Genomic DNA, 15,571 nt, shown 5'->3' with positions numbered 1-15,571 from the left:
AACGGCTGTGCTGTCCCAGAACCAACCCATCGGCGAGCTGTTGGTCGCCAAGGGGCTGCTGACGGTGGAGCGGCTGGAAAAGGCGCTCAGCGTGCAGAAGTCGTGGCATGTGCGTTTCGGCGACATCCTGCTGGCCCTGGGCTATGTCCGGCCGCGCGACCTCTACAGCACGCTGGCGGAGCGCTTCACCCTGCCCTTCGTCGACCTGATGGCCGAGCCGCCGGAGGATGGCCTGGCGGTGGCGGAGGACGCCGACACCTACGCCGACCTGCTGGTCCTCCCCTGGCGGCGCGACGGCGAGGCCGTGGTGGTGGCGACCGCCGACCCCGGCCCGCGCACCCTGCAGTTCGCCCGGTCGCGCTTCGGGCCCAAGGTGCGTATGGTCGTCACCTCGAAATTCGACATCCTGTGGACCCTGCAGCGCACCTTCGAGACGGAATATAGCCACGAGGCGGTGTACGGCCTGGCGGAGATCGATCCCGAGAACTCCGCCAAGACGGTGATCACGCCGCAGCAGGGCGTGTTCTTTTATCTTATGGTCTCGGTCCTGTTGCTGGGCTTGGCGCTGGCCCCCGTCGCCACGGCGATCGCGCTGAACCTGGTGATGGGGCTGTTCTACCTGGGCAACTTCTTCCTGAAGCTGACCTTGGTGTGGTTCGGCAGCGACACCACCTACGTCGACCGCAAGGTGACGGACGCGGAGGTGCGGGCGCTGAAGGATGAGGACCTGCCGGTCTTCACCATCCTGGTGCCCATGTACAAGGAGCCGGAGGTGCTGCCCATCCTGGCGGCGGCCCTGCGGCGGCTGGACTATCCCCTGGCCAAGCTGGACATCAAGCTGGTGCTGGAGGCGGGCGACCGCGACACCATCGACGCCGCCAAATCCCTGGGCCTGGAAGGCGTGTTCGAGATCATCCGCGTGCCGGCGTCCAAGCCGCAGACCAAGCCCAAGGCCTGCAATTACGCCCTGCACTTCTCCCGTGGCGACTTCCTGGTCATCTTCGATGCCGAGGACCAGCCGGAGCCCGACCAGCTGAAAAAGGTCATCGTCGCCTTCAACAAGGCGGGGCCCAAGACCGCCTGCATCCAGTGCCGCCTGAACTATTTCAATGCCGGTGAGAACTGGCTGACGCGCATGTTCACGCTGGATTACTCGCTGTGGTTCGACTTCATGCTGCCGGGGCTGGAGCGCCTGCGCATTCCCATTCCGCTGGGCGGCACCTCCAACCACTTCCGCATGGACGTGCTGCGCAACCTGCGCGCCTGGGATCCCTTCAACGTGACGGAGGACGCCGACCTGGGCGTGCGCCTGACGCAGAAGGGCTACCGGGTGGGTGTGGTGAACTCCACCACGTTCGAGGAGGCCAACTGCAGCATCCCCAACTGGATCCGGCAGCGGTCCCGCTGGATCAAGGGGTATATGCAGACCTACCTGGTGCACATGCGTCACCCCTTGCGCCTCTATAAGTCCATCGGCCATGCCGGCTTCTGGGGCTTCCAGTTCTTCATCGGCGGCACCATGCTGTCGGGCATCCTGAACCCGCTGTTCTGGGCCTTCTACGCGCTGTGGCTGGTGGTGGGCGGTGACTGGCTGGACCCGGTGTTTCCGCCGGTGCTGTTGTACCTCAGCCTGATCAACCTGATACTTGGCAACGGCCTGTTCACCTATCTCAGCATCCTGGCGCCGGTGAAGCGCGGCTGGATGACCCTGGCGCCCTGGGGCCTGACCGTCGCGGGCTATTGGGCCCTGATGTCGGTCGCGGCCTACAAGGGCCTGTGGCAGCTGATCCGCAATCCCTTCTACTGGGAAAAGACCCAGCACGGCCTGTCCAAGGTGGCACAGCAGGAGGTGGCCAAGGCGTTGGCCAGCGTGGGCAAGTGATGCGCGCCGCTTCCCATCCCGGCCGCGCGGCCCCGTTCTTCGGCCCCCTGTTCTCCGCCGCCGTGTTCATCGGGGCCTTGCTGCTGGCCGGCGGCGTGGCCGAGATGGCGCTGACCGGTGGATTCATGGGCGGCGCCACGCTGGCCGGCTGGCGCGACGCCATCCTGTCGGCCGGCGACGGCCCCTATTTCCGGCATCACTTCGCCACATCCTACCCCTTGCTGCCCTACTACCTGAACCTGGTGGCCGCCTGGATCCCGGGCATGGACACCCTGCCCATCCCCCTGGCGGTGGACACGCTGTGCCTGGCGGCGTTGGCGGTGACGTTGGTGCGCGGCTTCACCCAGGCGGGATATGGCGCCGGCGCCGCCCTGGCGGCCGGCCTGTTGCTGGCCCTGCACCCCTATGCCTTGGCCGAAGCCGGCCAGGGCAACGGCATCGCCCCCGCCCTGCTGGCCATGGTGTGGTTCAGCCGCGCCGCCATCGCCATGCGGGTGGAAGGCGGCGTGGACGCCATGGCCGTGGCGGGTGGCAGCCTGGTGCTGCTGTTCCTGGCGGATCCCGCTGGCGCCTTCGTCCTCATCGGCATGCTGCCCTTCCTGGCCGGCCTGTTGCCGCCGGCCCTGATCGTCAGTTCCGCCGTGGGCGGCTTCCTGGTGCTGCTGTTTCCCGTGGCGCTGAGCCTGGCGGCCCTGGCCTATCTCAACTGGCTGTTCCACGGCCATGCGCTGGCCTTCCTGGCGCAGCTGCCCGACGTGGCCGTGGGCGGCACGCCCTGGTTGCTGGGACCGGGCGGCACGCCGTTGGGCGCCCTGGGCATGGGGTTGGGGACGGCCCTGGCCTCCGCCCCGCTGATCCTGGCGTCCTTGGCGGCGCTGCGCCGCGCCGGCCTGCTGGTGACGGCGGTACTGCTGCCGGCGGTGGGAGTGTTCTGCGCCCTGGTGCTGGCCTCGCTCACCGATCGCGCGCCTTATCCCGGCACCGTGCTGGCCTTCCTCGTGCCGGTCGCGGCCGTTGGCGCGGCGGCGACGGGTCCCCGGCGCCTGCGGCCCCTGTATCTCTGCCTGCTGGCGCTCGCCGGCTGGGCGGGCGGTGCCGCCGTGATGGCGCTCTATCCCACGCCGGACACCTTGGCCTGGCGCGCCGCGCTGGCCCGGCCGGCCGGCGCGCCGCCGGCGCCGACCGCCGAGCAGGCGGTGGGCCTGTTCTTGCGTGGGGTGGATGACGTGGCGCTGGATCCCGCCGGCACCGCCGCCATCATCGACGCGCGTGGCCGGGCGGATGGGTTGGTGTTGCCGACCTCCGACCGGTTGAAGGCCACCCTGCTAATGCGCCGCCTGGACGCCGGCTATGTCGTGCTGCCCGACCCCGAGGGGGCGCCCGCCGCGCGTCAGGATATGTTCAACCAGGCCTTCCCCACCTTTTATGCTGAGGGCCGGGATGGCTATCGCCTGGCCTTCGACCGCGCCGGCTGGCGCGTCTATCAACGTGTATCGGCCGCCCCCGCCGCAAGCGACGGGCCGGCCCCCAGGGAGCGCGCGCCATGATCCTCATCGTCGATGACATGCCGGAGATGCGCATGCATCTGCGCGTGATCCTGGAGGAAACGGGCTATGGCCCCGTGGCCGAGGCGGCCAGCACGCAGGAGGCCTACCGCTACCTGAAGCTGGATGAGCCCAACGCCGACCCGCCGCCCGTTTCCGTCGTGCTGATGGACATCCAGCTGGGCGATGGCGACGGCATCGACGCCACCTGCCGCATCAAGGCCGATCGACGCTACGCCACCCTGGCCATCATCATGGTGACCGCCATGGAGGAGGAGGAGTACCTGAACCAGGCCTTCATCGCCGGCGCCATGGATTACGTGATGAAGCCGGCCCAGCCGGTGTCCCTGGTCACCCGCGTGCGCGCCGCTCTGCAACTGCGGCTGGAGGCGGAACGGCGCACCCGGCGGGAAACGGAACTGCTGGCCGCCAACGCCGCCCTGCAAAAGGCGCTGGAGGGTGCCGGGCCCGGCATCGACCTTGTGACCGGCCTGCCCGACGCCCGCGCCCTGCAGGCGCTGCTGGCCCGCCGCAAGGAGATGCGGCGGCGGCCCGCCCTGCTGCTGCTGGCCATCGACGCCTTCCCCAGCTATGTCGGCGTGCTGGGGGCCGAGGCCGGCACGGCGCTGGTGGCGCAGTTGGCCCAGGTGGTGGGGGGCGTGTCGGGCAAACTGGGCTACCAGATGGCCGTTGCCGACGCCGCCACCCTGGCCGTGGTGGTGGAACCGCCGGACGACGCCCTGTCGCTGGCCGGCCGCGTCCAGGCCGCCCTGGCCGCCGCCAACATGCTGCACCCCATGTCGTCCATCGCCAACCGGGTGACGGCCAGCATCGCCGTGGTCGGGCCGGACGCGCTGGCCACTGGCGGCCTCGCCCCGGCCCTGGGCGCGGTGGAGGACGCCAAGCGCGACGGCGGCAACCGCATCGTGCCCGTCGGCCTGCACGCCAAGCCGTGATCTTACGTGAAGGAAACGACGCGATGCGCCGTCTGACTGGTCTGGTTCTGGGTTTCGCGGCCGCCCTGGCCTCCACCTCGGCGGGCGCCGGCGCCTGGCCGACGGCGCCGGGCACGGTGGAGACCATCACCACCGTTTCCAGCATGACCTCGTCCAGCCCGGCGGCCGGCCAGGTCATCCAGGGCAGCAACGACTTCGAGAAGCTGGAGATCAGCCCCCTGGTCGCCTACGGCCTCACTGACAGCACCACGCTGCAGGTGCAGCCGCGCTGGCAGCGGCTGACCGCCCGCGACGTCAACGGTGCCACCACCAGGACCGAGGGGTTCTCGGATCTTGAGGTCGCCGGCCGCTTCCGCCTGTGGCACGACGACCAGACCGGCTCCGTCCTCTCCCTGCAACCTCTGGTCAGCCTGCCCACCGGCTATGACGCCGACCGGCAGCCGGCCTTGGGTTCCGGCCATCCCGATTATGAGACGCGGGCGCTGTACGGCACCAACCTCACGGTCTTCAGCCTGCCCGCCTTCTTCGACGGCGAATTCGGCTATCGCGTGCGCACCGGCCCGCCGGCGGACGAGGCCAAGCTGGACCTGACACTGGGCATCCGTCCGGATGAGGACTGGATGCTGCTGGCCCAGTCCTTCACCACCTTGACCGTGGGCGACGCCGGCGCCGGGTACCAGCCCTATAAGATCTCCAAGCTGGAGTTCTCGGTGGTGCGCCAGGTGGCCAACCATGTCTCGCTGCAGGTCGGCTACGCCTTCTCGCCCTATCACGTGAACTTGGGCGAGGAGCACACGTGGCTGGGCTCCGTCTGGGTCAGCTTCTGACCTTCAGCGCTGGGCGGCGGCGGTATCGTCCGGCGCCACCGCGCGGATGACCGCCCGCGTGTCCCGCCCCGCCTGGCGCATGCGGTCGGCCACCATGTCGGCCAGCTTGGCCTGCTCCGCCGCCGGCGCCTGGCGCGACAGCGCGTACAGGTCGGCGTCCTTGCCATCCAGGTTGGTGGCGGCATCCGAGACATAGCGGGCGGGGAAGCTGCGCTCCAACTGCGCGTCCAGCGCGTCGGCCACGGCCACCGACTGCGCGCTGCTGACCTCGCGCAGGGTGTCGGGTTGCAGCCGCTGCACGGCCGTGTCGCCGTGGGTGTCGCGCAGGGCCGCCAGCAGCGGGTCGCCCATGTCCCCCCGGGCGTAGGCCGCCGCCATGCGGTTCTTCTGGTAGTTCTCCAGCGAGGTATGGCGGTTGGTGACGCGATTCAGGGCCGCGAGCTTGGGGCCGTGGACGCCCGCCATGTCCAGCACGCTGGTCCACAGCATGGACGGCACGCCGACGCCGGGCAGGACGCGGGCGTGATAGGGCTGCGCCATGTCCTGGACGTAGTGGATGGCCCAGCCGGCGAAGCGCCAGCCCCAATAGGGATGCCCCTGCGCGAAGGCGAAGCGCGACAGGGTCATGTACAGGTGGACCCGCGCCTCGGGATAGGTCTTCTGTAGGTATGGGGCCGCCTTATAGAGGATGCCGGACTCGTGGTAGAAACCCATGTGGAAGGGCGCCTGGCTGCCATAGTCCAGCAGCGGGTTGCCGAAGGGCTGCGTGCCGAAGCTGTATAGCGCCCCCTGCTTCTGGCCGTTGTCCTGGAACAGCCCGATATCCAGACCGAAGTCCGGCTCGTTGGACGCGGTGGCGACGACGTCGGCCACGGGCACCGCCTCCCCCTCCTCCAGCCGTTCCATCTGCTTCAAGTCCACGTCTTCCGGGTTCTTGAGGATGCTGAGGGCCGGCCAGTCCATCCCCCGCCCCGCCGCCGCGTCGGTGCCCGGCGGCCGCTGCCGGTAAAGGGCGATGGGCACCTCCTCATTGACGCGGATGGCGTGGACGAAAGCCTGCTTCAGCGCCGCCGCGTCGGCGTCAACGGCGACCTTGAAGGCCAGCCCGTCCGGCCGGGGGGCGTAGAACGGGACATGGGCCCGCGCCCATTGCTCTTCCTCCTCCAGAACCTTGGGCAGGGCCGCCGCCTCCTTGGCCAGGAAGCCCGCCAGCGTTTCCGCCGGCACGCTATGCCCGGCCACCTGCGGCATCGCCTCCACCGCCGGCCAAGTGCACAGGGTGTGGTTGCTCCACGCCCAGGCCGCCGGCTGGGCGGCGAAGAAGAAGGCGGCCGTCAGGCACAGGCAGCGGCGGAGGGGAAAGGGGTGTCGCATCTAAGACCCTGTTTTCTCGGGGACCATCACGGATGGACGGGACCATACCCCGGATCAGAGTCATTTCCGCGACAGATCACCCTGAAATCCAGCACCTTGAAGCCACGTGGCATCATCCCCTATTCGCGGCTCAACACTTCGTCGCCTGCCGCCGGAGGCTGCCCCCCTTCCCGGGTCAACAGCCGCCGGAACGCGACGCGGTCTCCTTTACCCTGACGTTCGGCAAAGAACGTGGCTGTCCGCATGGCGGACAACTTCTCCGCCACCGCCGTTGCCACGAACTGATTGAGGCTGGTCCCGTCTTGAGCGGCCAGCCGCTCCGCCTCCGCCTTCACGGAAACGGGCAGACGCAGAGGATATGTCGATGTCTTGGTCGTCACAGCCTTAACCTCCATAGGACTTCGCCAGGCAGGAGAACGGGAATGCCGAAACGGTTGGCCGCAGGCAGATAATGGCGCCGATTGAACGTGACCAGCGCATCAGCCCGCCCATTCACGGCCGCCTCCAGGACCAACTCGTCTCCAGGGTCGCGGAGTTGAGGCCGCCACAGGAACCAGGTTTCAACGGGCTCAACCAACTCGACGAGGTAATTGAAAAAGTCATCCAAATCGCTGCCGCTAAGCCCCGTAGCCGCTAAATGCTCGGGGCGGCGATTGACCGCCTCGTACTCAAGGAACAACGGCACTGTAGCCAGGGGTTTGGCAGCGCCATCGTCAATCGCCAGCAAAAGCGCGGCGGAGCCTCCGGTCGGACTACGGAGTGCGGCGACAATGACGTCTGTGTCCAGAACCAATCTCATGATGGGATAATGTCACATCACAGGCGATACCATAATTAAAATCGCCAGGATGTGCGAAAGGCCGGATCGTTTCCGACCCGGCCTTCCTGAACCCTCCTGATCTTACGCCGCCGTCTCCGGCGGCTTCGGCCGTTTCACCAGCTGCTCCAGGCCGCCCTGGGCCATCAGTAGGCTGATCAGCGCGTCCACCAGGGTGGCGTGGCCGGCTTCGCCGCCGCCCATGGTCACGGTGGGGACCAGGGGCACCTTGGCCTGGGTGATGGCGCCGCTCAGCATGGCGGCCACCTCCTTGGACAGGGCCATCTCCGCACCGCCGAAGGCGTCGACCTGGGCCTTGGCCGCCTGGGCGTTGGCATCGCCGATGGCGGCCACGCGGTCGGCCTCGGCCCGGCCCTCGGTGCGGGTGCGCATGGCGGTCGCCTCGGCCATCACCTTGGTCGCCTCCGCCTCCTGCGTCTTGCGGGCCAGCTCGGCGCGGCCGTGGTTCTGCGCCACCTCGATGGATACCGACGACTTGGTCAGGTCGCCCTGGGCCGCCGCACGCGCCTCGGCCGCGCGCAGTTCCAGCTCCTTGGCCGCGGCCACCTGCTGGCTTTCATAGGTCTCCACCTTCTCCCGCGCGACCTGGCGGGCGCGCAGCTGCTCGAAGATGGTGTCGATGTGGGTGTCGCCCTTGGCCGCGCGCGGCGTGCCGATCATCACCTCCTTCACGTTCAGGCGGTACTTGGCGAACCGGGCGCTCATGGCCGCCAGGGCCTCGCGTTGCACCTCGGCGCGCTGGTTGACCAGCTCGATCAGGGTGCGGCTCTGGGCGGCGTCCTTGAACCAGGCGCTGACCATGGGGTCCAGCGTCTGCTCCACCAGCTTCTTGATGTCCGCGAACTGCTGCACCACCCAGGGCGCGTCGTCGTAACCGATGTGCACGACGATGGACAGGGGCAGCACCGGCTCGAACGCGTCCTTGGTGATGAGCTTGATCTCCGCCAGGTTGTCGTCGAAGCCGTGGGCCTCGCTGCGCCCCTCGATCCAGCGCAGGACGAAGTTGGTGGTCGGTACCGTGCTGACCTTCACGGCATAGGGGTTGATGGCGTACTTGCCGGGATGCAGGGGCGTCTGCCAGACGCCGCGCTGGCCCTGGGCCACCAGTTCGCCATGCTTGTGGTCAGAGCCGGAAACGTCGGCGCCGCGTGGGCCGGTGAAGCTGACCACCACACCGACATTGCCGATGTCCACCTGCGTCTTGGGCCGTACCTCGATGGTCGCGAACAGGCGGTTGATGTAGTAGGTACCTTCCACTAGCACCTGTTCCTGCCGGCCCCGGCGGCCGCCGGCGGCCAGGAAGGTCTCCGGATCCTGGAAGGAGTTGTGGAAGGTGGCGCCGTCGGCGGCGTGGGTGCCCACCGTGGGGGCGATGATCTCGCCATGGTCCAGGGCGGGACCATCATGGACGGTGACCACGCCCACCGCGTCCTCATGGTCGCGGATGATCAGGGGACGGAAGCCGTCACGCTCCTCGATCATCTGGCGCATGGTTTCCACGGCGCGCACGTCGCTGGCATCGCCCAGCACCACGGCGTGGGTGGCCGATTCCGTGAAGACGATGAACTGCGCCGTGTTGATGGCGTAGACGCCCTCACGCAGGATGCGGCGCTGGGGGCCGCGCTGGCCGCCCTGGCTCACGAAGGCGCGGGCGTTTTCCACCCCCACGCCCGTCGGCCAGCGGGCCAGCGCCTGGGCGTTGGGCAGGGCCTGGCCGCCGCGGGCGAAGATGTAGGCCAGGCTGCCCTGGGGCACCGTCACCAGGTTGGCGCGGTGTACGCGGTATTGCAGCGGCATGAAGAAATGAAAGCCGCCGCGCAGCGTTTCCGGCCGGAAGCCGGCCTCGCCCGCCAGCGCCAGGAAGCCCTCCTCAACCGAGCCGCCCAGGGCCCAGAGCTTCTCGACGATGCCCACGGCATCGTTGCGGATGTAGACGACGGCACCGGTAGCAAACGCCAGGATGAGCACACCCAGGACGCCGCCCACCAGATAAAGCGTGGTGAGCGCCCAGGAAGGGAACTCCAGCATGGAAGCCTCGTTCAACGGACCTTGATGTGGGCGCCCGATCCGGATCCGTGACGGAGTCCGGGCGCGATACCGCCGTTGCCGACGCCCAGGTAAAGGGGAATCCGGCAGGCGGAATGGGATGGGATTGGGGGATGTGTCAGGAGGCCGCCGGTGTCAGGGGCGACGCTGGCTCATGCCGATATCGATGAAGCCTTAGACACGGAGGCCGATCGCGGCGCAGGCGCGCCGCAGGCGGGAGAGACAGGAACCGGAACGCCGCATTCTTGGGCACCCGAACCGTTTGTCGATGGCAGGGATTTTACCATGACGGCGGTGTGACACAACGCACAGTCGCAATGCCGGCCTTTTCAGCCAGCACCGCGCGCCACGCATACCGGTTGGCGTGGACAAGGGGCGGTGATCGGAGTCCGCCAGGTTGATTGGCGTCGCCCCATATCGAAAACAGAGTATTCCGATATCTGCACTGTATAACTCCGCCAACATTCAGATTTCATTATCGAATCATCACGAAATACTATCAACATGACGCAATAAATATATAAATATAGCACTTAAAATTGACCCCGCATCCCGATCAGGTGCGATCGAATACAGATGAAGGGTCACTCAAAAATGTCGAAGCAAACGCGGACGTCCCGGCACGGGCGAACCAGCGTGTTCCTGTTCACCGCCGCCTGCGGCCTGTTGGCCGGGCTGCCGGCCCATGCCGCCGAAAGCGCCACCCAGGAGGTGCAGCGCCTGCGTGCCGAGTTGCAGGCGCAGATGGAGGTCAGCCAGGCCATCCAAGCCCGCTTGGACGCGCTTGAGGCGCGCGAGGCCGCCACCGCGCAGGCCCAGGCGGCCACCAAGGTCCAGGCGGAACAGGTCGCGGCGCAGGCGGCCACCCAGGCCAAGACCATCGCCAAGCTGGAGGCCAGCAGCGGCGACAATGGCAGCTTCACCATGGCCGGCGGCCGCCCCACCTTCACCGCGTTCGGCGGCAAGGGCACGCTGCAGATCGGCTTGCAGGCGCAGTTCGACGCGGCCGCCTATTTCGAGGACAACGCCAGCGTGAAGCGCTCGGGCGTGGATTTGGGCGACGGCGTCAACGCCCGCCGCATCCGCATCCCCTTCGTCTTCCGCTATGGCGATGTCACGGCCACGGTCACGCCCGACTTCGGCGGGTCGCCGGACGGCCGCCAGAACACCCAGTACCTGTATGAGGCCAACCTGGCCTATATGCCGTTCAAGGGCTTCACCGCGGCGCTGGGCTATCTGCAACCCAACATCAGCCTGCAGGACGCGCCCAGTTCCAACGACTTCATGTTCATGGAACGCCCCGCCATCATGGATGTGGAGCGCAACATCGCCGCCGGCGACGCCCGCGCCGCCGTGGGCGCCCGTTACTACCAGGACCGCTTCTTCGTCTCCGGCTTCCTGACGGGCCAGGCGTATGGCGGCCAGTCCACCACCACCGCGACCTCAACCGTCGGGACCACCGGGTCGGTCACCACCGCCGTCTCCACCACCCAGCCGTCCAATGGCCAGCAGACGGGTGCCGTGATGCGCGTGGCGGGCCGGCCGGTCTATGGCGAGGATTATGACGTCCACCTGGGCTTCAGCGGGTCCAAGGTGTTCAGCATGAACCAGAACGACAGCAACCGCCTGGCGCAGAACCTGGCCCTGTCGGTCCAGCCGGAACTGCGGGTGGACACCAGCAAGCTGATCAACACCGGGTCCATGCCGGCGACGGGCGTCTATACCTGGAACCCCGAAGTGGGGGTGCGTTATCAGAACTTCCTGGTCCAGGCGGAGTATGTGGAGATCGGCATCAACCGTCAGCATCAGGCCGGGGCCGGCCTGGGCGGCGCCACCCAGACGCCCGACCTCACCTTCCATGGCGCCTATGTCGACGCGTCCTGGGTGCTGACGGGCGAGCCGCGTCTGTACCAGTCGGCGCGCGGCGGTTTCGGCGGCCTCAAGGTCGCGCGCCCGTTCAATCCCGAGACGGGTGATTGGGGCGCGCTGGAATTGGCCGCCCGCTACAGCGACATCGACCTGAACAGCCATGTCCAGCGCTTCCTGGCCCAATCGGTGACCGGCGGCGTGGCCGGCGGCCAGCAGGATGTCATCCAAGTCGGGCTGAACTGGTATCCCAACGACCATCTGAAGTTCATGGCCGATTACCAGATCGTGGATGTCAGCAAGCTCAGCGGCGCCACCCTGCAGAACCAGACCGGCCTGCGTTACCAGGCCGTGGGCTTCCGCGCCCAGGTTGCTTACTAAGTCGGCGCCATAGGACGGTCTGGCGCCGGGTGGCTACGCCATCTCCAGCACCAGGCCGTCGTAGGCCGGCTCCACCCCCGGCGGCAGGGTCGCCATCAGGGTGCGGTAGTCCATGGTGTGGTTCATGTGGGTCAGGTAGGCGCGCCGGGGCTTCAGCCGGTCGATCCAGCTGAGCGCCAGATCCAGATGCGCGTGCACCGGATGTGGTTCGATGCGAGTGGCGTCCACGATCCAGGTGTCCACGCCTTCCAGCACGCCCCACGCCTTCTCATCCAGGTGCACAACGTCGGTGGAATAGGCGAAGTCGCCGATGCGGAAGCCCAGGCTGGGGAAGCGGCCGTGGTCCTGGTGGAAGGGAATGAAGTCCAGATCACCGATGCGGAAAGGGCCGGTGATGGTGTGCGGCACCAGGCAAGGGCGCGGAAACCAGTCCGGCCGGTCCTGCGGTTTGAAGCAATAATCGAACCGCTCCTGCAACTGGCCCAGGTTGACGGTGTCCGCATAGACGGGCAGCGGCTTGTGGTTCAGCCAGTTGACCTGGCGCAGATCGTCGATGCCATGAGCGTGGTCGGCGTGCGCGTGGGTGTACACCACCGCATCGATGCGGGTGACCCGCGCGTCCAGCAACTGCTCCCGCATTTCCGGGCCGGTGTCGATCAGGACCGTGGTGTCGTCCGTCTCCACCAGGATGGAGGCGCGGCGGCGGCGGTTGCGCGGCTCGGCCGGGTCGCAGTCGCCCCAGATGTTGCCGATCATCGGCACGCCGCCGGACCCGCCGCAGCCCAGAATCCGGACCCGCATACCGCCCCTCACGCCGGGAACCCGGCGACGAAGGTGCCGCACTCGGCGGGGGGATACGGTCGAACAGCGTCAGCATGGTGGCGGTGGTGGCGCGCGCCAGGTCCGCCGGATCCATGCCCTTCACCTCCGCCAGCAGGCGCGCGGTGTGCGCCACGAACGAGGGCTCGTTGGTCTTGCCGCGCATGGGCACCGGCGCCAGGAAGGGCGCGTCGGTTTCCACCAGCATGCGATCCAGCGGCACTTCCTTGGCGAAGTCACGCAGCTCGTCGGACTTCTTGAAGGTGACGATGCCGCTGAAGGAGATGTGCAGGCCCATCTCCAGCGCCTGGCGGCCCAGCTCGGGGCTGGAGCTGAAGCAGTGCAGCAGGCCACGCAGCTTGCCGTCGGACCCGCCCTCCTCCCGCAGGATGCGGATCATGTCCTCATCCGCGTCGCGGGTGTGGATGATGACCGGCAGGCCGGTTTCACGCGCCACGGTCAGGTGGGCGCGGAAGGAGGATTCCTGCACCGCCTGCGGGCTCTTGTTGTAGTAGTAGTCCAGGCCGGTCTCACCCAGGCCGACGACCTTGGGGTACGCCGCCAGCTCACGCAGCCGTTCGACGGTGCACAGCTCCTGCTCCTCCAGCGCCTGGTGGGGGTGGACGCCCACCGTGCACCAGACGTCGGGATAGGCCTGCGCCACCGCGTGCACCTGGGGAAAGCGGCTGAGGTGGGTGCAGATGGTCAGCATGGCGCCCACCCCGGCCGCCCGCGCCCGCTCCACCACCGCGTCGCGCTGCTCGGCGAAGTCGGGGAAGTCCAGGTGGCAGTGGCTGTCGATCAGGAAGGGCTTCTGGATCAGACCGTCCGGCATCAGGCGGCCCCCTCCGTCTCCTCGACATGGCGGGGGAAGACGCCCTGCGGGGCCGGCAGCGGCGTGCCGGGCACCAGGGCCTGGTCCAGGTGGGCGAAATCGCGGGCGTCCGCCGGCACGGCCAGCAGGTCCAGCACCTTGGCCATCGACCCCGGCATGAAGGGCTGGGTCAGGATGGCGATGTGGCGCACGGCCTCCGCCAGCACGTACAGCACCGTGGCCATGCGCGCCGGGTCCGTCTTCTTCAGGGCCCAGGGGGCCTGTTCGTCGATGTAACGGTTGGCGTCGCCCACCACCACCCACAGGGCGTCCAGCGCCTTGTGGAAGGCCTGCACGTCCAGCTCCGCCCGCAGGGTGGGCAGCAGGCCGCGCGCGGCGCTCAGCAGGGCGTTGTCGGCCTCGGTGAAATCACCCGGCGTGGGCACCACGGCGCCGCAGTTCTTCTGGATGATGGACAGGAAGCGCTGCGCCAGGTTGCCGTAGCCGTTGGCCAGTTCGCTGTTGATGCGGGTGACCATGGCGCGGCGGGAGAAGTCGCCGTCGTTGCCGAAGGGGATCTCGCGCATCAGGAAATAGCGGGTCTGGTCCAGGCCGTACTTTTCCAGCAGCTCGGCCGGGGCCACCACGTTGCCCAGCGACTTGGACATCTTCTCCCCCTCCACGGTCCACCAGCCGTGGGCGAACACGCGGCGCGGCGGCTGCAGGCCGGCGGACATCAGGAAGGCCGGCCAGTAAACGGTGTGGAAGCGCAGGATGTCCTTGCCCACCACGTGCAGCGCCGGCCAGTAGCGGGCGTAGGGCGTGCCCTCCCCCGTCTCGGGATAGCCGATGGCGGTGGTGTAGTTGGCCAGGGCGTCCAGCCAGACATACATGATGTGCTTTTCATCGCCCGGGACCGGAATGCCCCAGTCGAAGGTGGTGCGGCTGACCGACAGGTCCTTCAGGCCCCCCTTCACGAAGCTCATGACCTCGTTGCGCTTGCCGGCGGGCAGGATGAAGTCCGGGTTGGCCTCGTAAAAGGCGATCAGACGGTCGGTCCAGGCGCTGAGGCGGAAGAAGTAGCTGGGCTCCTCCACCCACTCGCACTCGGCGCCGGTGGGCGCGAACTTGCGGCCGTCGGCCTCGGTGCGCAGTTCATCCTCACCGTAATAGGCCTCATCGCGGACGGAGTACCAGCCGGCGTATGAGCCCAGGTAGATGTCGCCGCTCTCCACGAGCTTTTGCCACAGCGCCTGTACGGACTTGATGTGCCGCGGCTCGGTCGTGCGGATGAAATCGTCGTTGGAGATGTTTAGCAGGCCGGTCAGGTCGCGGAAGTTCTGCGATACGCGGTCGGTGAAGGCCTGGGGGTCGATGCCCGCCTTCTCGGCCGACTTCTCCACCTTCTGCCCGTGCTCGTCCGTGCCGGTCAGGAACTTGACGTCATAACCGTCCAGGCGCTTGAAGCGGGCCATCACGTCGCAGGCGATCGTCGTGTAGGCGTGGCCGATGTGCGGCACGTCGTTCACGTAATAGATCGGCGTGGTGATGTAGAAGGGCGGGCGCCCGGACATGGCAACTCTCCGGCTAACAGGCTGTCGGTTTATTATTTAGGTCTTCGCGACCGCATTTCAGCGTTCAGGACGCCGCCGCCTCGATCGTGCGCAGCGCGCTCAACATCACCTGCTTGCGATCGAGATTGGCGCCTTCCGCCTTGGCGAACAGGCGGTTGACGTTGTCCCATACCTCCATCCAGCGATCAAGCGCACGATCCCGGCGCGCCGCGAAGGACAGACGTTCCATCAGAGCCGCCTCGCCCCCCACGATCTCGGCCGCCGCCTGGTCGCGGGCCAGCGCGCGGTTGAAGCGGGCCAGCCACCACAGCAGCAGGTCGGTCGTCGTCTCCCACACCGTGTCCTGGCCGGCCCGCGCGACCTGGTCGGCCAGGGCGTGGGCGGCGGCCAGGTCCAGGCGCGGCAGGGTGTCCAGCACGCCCAGCAGCACGCGGTAGAGATCCAGGCCCCCGGCGGCGGCCAGGTCCAGGCCCCGCCCGATGCTGCCGTCCGACAGGGTGGTCAGCGCCGCGGCGTCGCCCATCTCCAGATCCGGCATCATGCGGTTGACCAGGCTGCGCACCGTGGTGGTGGGCAGCGGCTCCAGCATCAGGGTGCGGGTGCGCGAGCGGATGGTGGGCAGCAGGGCGCCCGGGTTGTCCGCCACCAGC

At 67.9% G+C, this 15,571-nt stretch carries 12 protein-coding genes and 1 pseudogene; 5 read left to right on the top strand and 8 right to left on the bottom strand.

Annotation, left to right across the window (positions count from 1 at the left end):
* The first annotated feature begins 7 nt into the window (after nt 1-7).
* The 4 genes from UAJ10_RS25620 to UAJ10_RS25605 are packed head-to-tail and all read left to right on the top strand — an operon-like array spanning nt 8 to nt 5,209.
* Nucleotides 8-1,882 (top strand): glycosyltransferase family 2 protein, encoded by a 1,875-nt coding sequence (locus UAJ10_RS25620; protein WP_322918125.1) that lies wholly within the window; start codon nt 8-10, stop codon nt 1,880-1,882.
* Nucleotides 1,882-3,429, top strand: coding sequence for a hypothetical protein (locus UAJ10_RS25615; protein ID WP_322918124.1), 1,548 nt, complete (start codon nt 1,882-1,884; stop codon nt 3,427-3,429). The genes UAJ10_RS25620 and UAJ10_RS25615 overlap by 1 nt, the downstream gene beginning before the upstream one ends.
* Nucleotides 3,426-4,382 carry a response regulator gene (locus UAJ10_RS25610; RefSeq protein ID WP_322918123.1) on the top strand — a complete coding sequence of 319 codons (957 nt, stop codon included), beginning with the start codon at nt 3,426-3,428 and terminating at the stop codon, nt 4,380-4,382. Before UAJ10_RS25615 ends, UAJ10_RS25610 begins: the two co-directional genes overlap by 4 nt.
* A 23-nt stretch (nt 4,383-4,405) precedes the next feature.
* Nucleotides 4,406-5,209: a transporter gene (locus UAJ10_RS25605; protein ID WP_322918122.1), complete on the top strand. Its 804-nt coding sequence runs from the start codon at nt 4,406-4,408 to the stop codon at nt 5,207-5,209.
* 3 nt (nt 5,210-5,212) lie between these two features.
* Here the strand turns inward: UAJ10_RS25605 and UAJ10_RS25600 are convergent, their stop codons facing one another.
* From UAJ10_RS25600 to UAJ10_RS25585, 4 genes are all read right to left on the bottom strand, one after another.
* Complete coding sequence (locus UAJ10_RS25600) at nt 5,213-6,583, bottom strand: hypothetical protein (protein ID WP_322918121.1); 1,371 nt, start codon at nt 6,581-6,583, stop codon at nt 5,213-5,215.
* A gap of 119 nt (nt 6,584-6,702) precedes the next feature.
* Entirely contained in the window at nt 6,703-6,963 is a 261-nt protein-coding gene (locus tag UAJ10_RS25595) for a pilus assembly protein HicB (RefSeq protein ID WP_322918120.1), read from the bottom strand.
* Nucleotides 6,960-7,382, bottom strand: a complete 423-nt coding sequence (locus tag UAJ10_RS25590) for a putative toxin-antitoxin system toxin component, PIN family (protein ID WP_322918119.1) — start codon at nt 7,380-7,382, stop codon at nt 6,960-6,962. The genes UAJ10_RS25595 and UAJ10_RS25590 overlap by 4 nt, the downstream gene beginning before the upstream one ends.
* A 102-nt stretch (nt 7,383-7,484) precedes the next feature.
* Entirely contained in the window at nt 7,485-9,449 is a 1,965-nt protein-coding gene (locus tag UAJ10_RS25585) for an SPFH domain-containing protein (RefSeq protein WP_322918118.1), read from the bottom strand.
* A gap of 612 nt (nt 9,450-10,061) precedes the next feature.
* Here UAJ10_RS25585 and UAJ10_RS25580 point away from each other — a divergent pair.
* Entirely contained in the window at nt 10,062-11,714 is a 1,653-nt protein-coding gene (locus UAJ10_RS25580; RefSeq protein WP_322918117.1) for an OprO/OprP family phosphate-selective porin, read from the top strand.
* A gap of 33 nt (nt 11,715-11,747) precedes the next feature.
* Here the strand turns inward: UAJ10_RS25580 and UAJ10_RS25575 are convergent, their stop codons facing one another.
* From UAJ10_RS25575 to UAJ10_RS25560, 4 genes and pseudogenes are all read right to left on the bottom strand, one after another.
* Nucleotides 11,748-12,515 carry an MBL fold metallo-hydrolase gene (locus UAJ10_RS25575; RefSeq protein ID WP_322918116.1) on the bottom strand — a complete coding sequence of 256 codons (768 nt, stop codon included), beginning with the start codon at nt 12,513-12,515 and terminating at the stop codon, nt 11,748-11,750.
* A 70-nt stretch (nt 12,516-12,585) separates the two neighbouring features.
* Nucleotides 12,586-13,368: pseudogene (locus tag UAJ10_RS25570) on the bottom strand (TatD family hydrolase); the annotation flags it as partial.
* Nucleotides 13,368-14,921, bottom strand: a complete 1,554-nt coding sequence (gene metG / locus UAJ10_RS25565) for a methionine--tRNA ligase (RefSeq protein ID WP_322918115.1) — start codon at nt 14,919-14,921, stop codon at nt 13,368-13,370. The pseudogene UAJ10_RS25570 and the gene metG, both read right to left, overlap by 1 nt.
* 64 nt (nt 14,922-14,985) lie before the next feature.
* The gene (locus UAJ10_RS25560) at nt 14,986-15,567 is read right to left on the bottom strand and encodes a hypothetical protein (protein ID WP_322918113.1); all 582 of its coding nucleotides are present in this window, start codon (nt 15,565-15,567) and stop codon (nt 14,986-14,988) included.
* Nucleotides 15,568-15,571: the final 4 nt, after the last annotated feature.

This window comes from Nitrospirillum guaranorum (assembly GCF_034653275.1).
Taxonomy (GTDB): domain Bacteria; phylum Pseudomonadota; class Alphaproteobacteria; order Azospirillales; family Azospirillaceae; genus Nitrospirillum.
The sequence above is the reverse complement of the archived record's forward strand: the minus strand, read 5'-3'. Positions and strand labels throughout refer to the sequence as shown.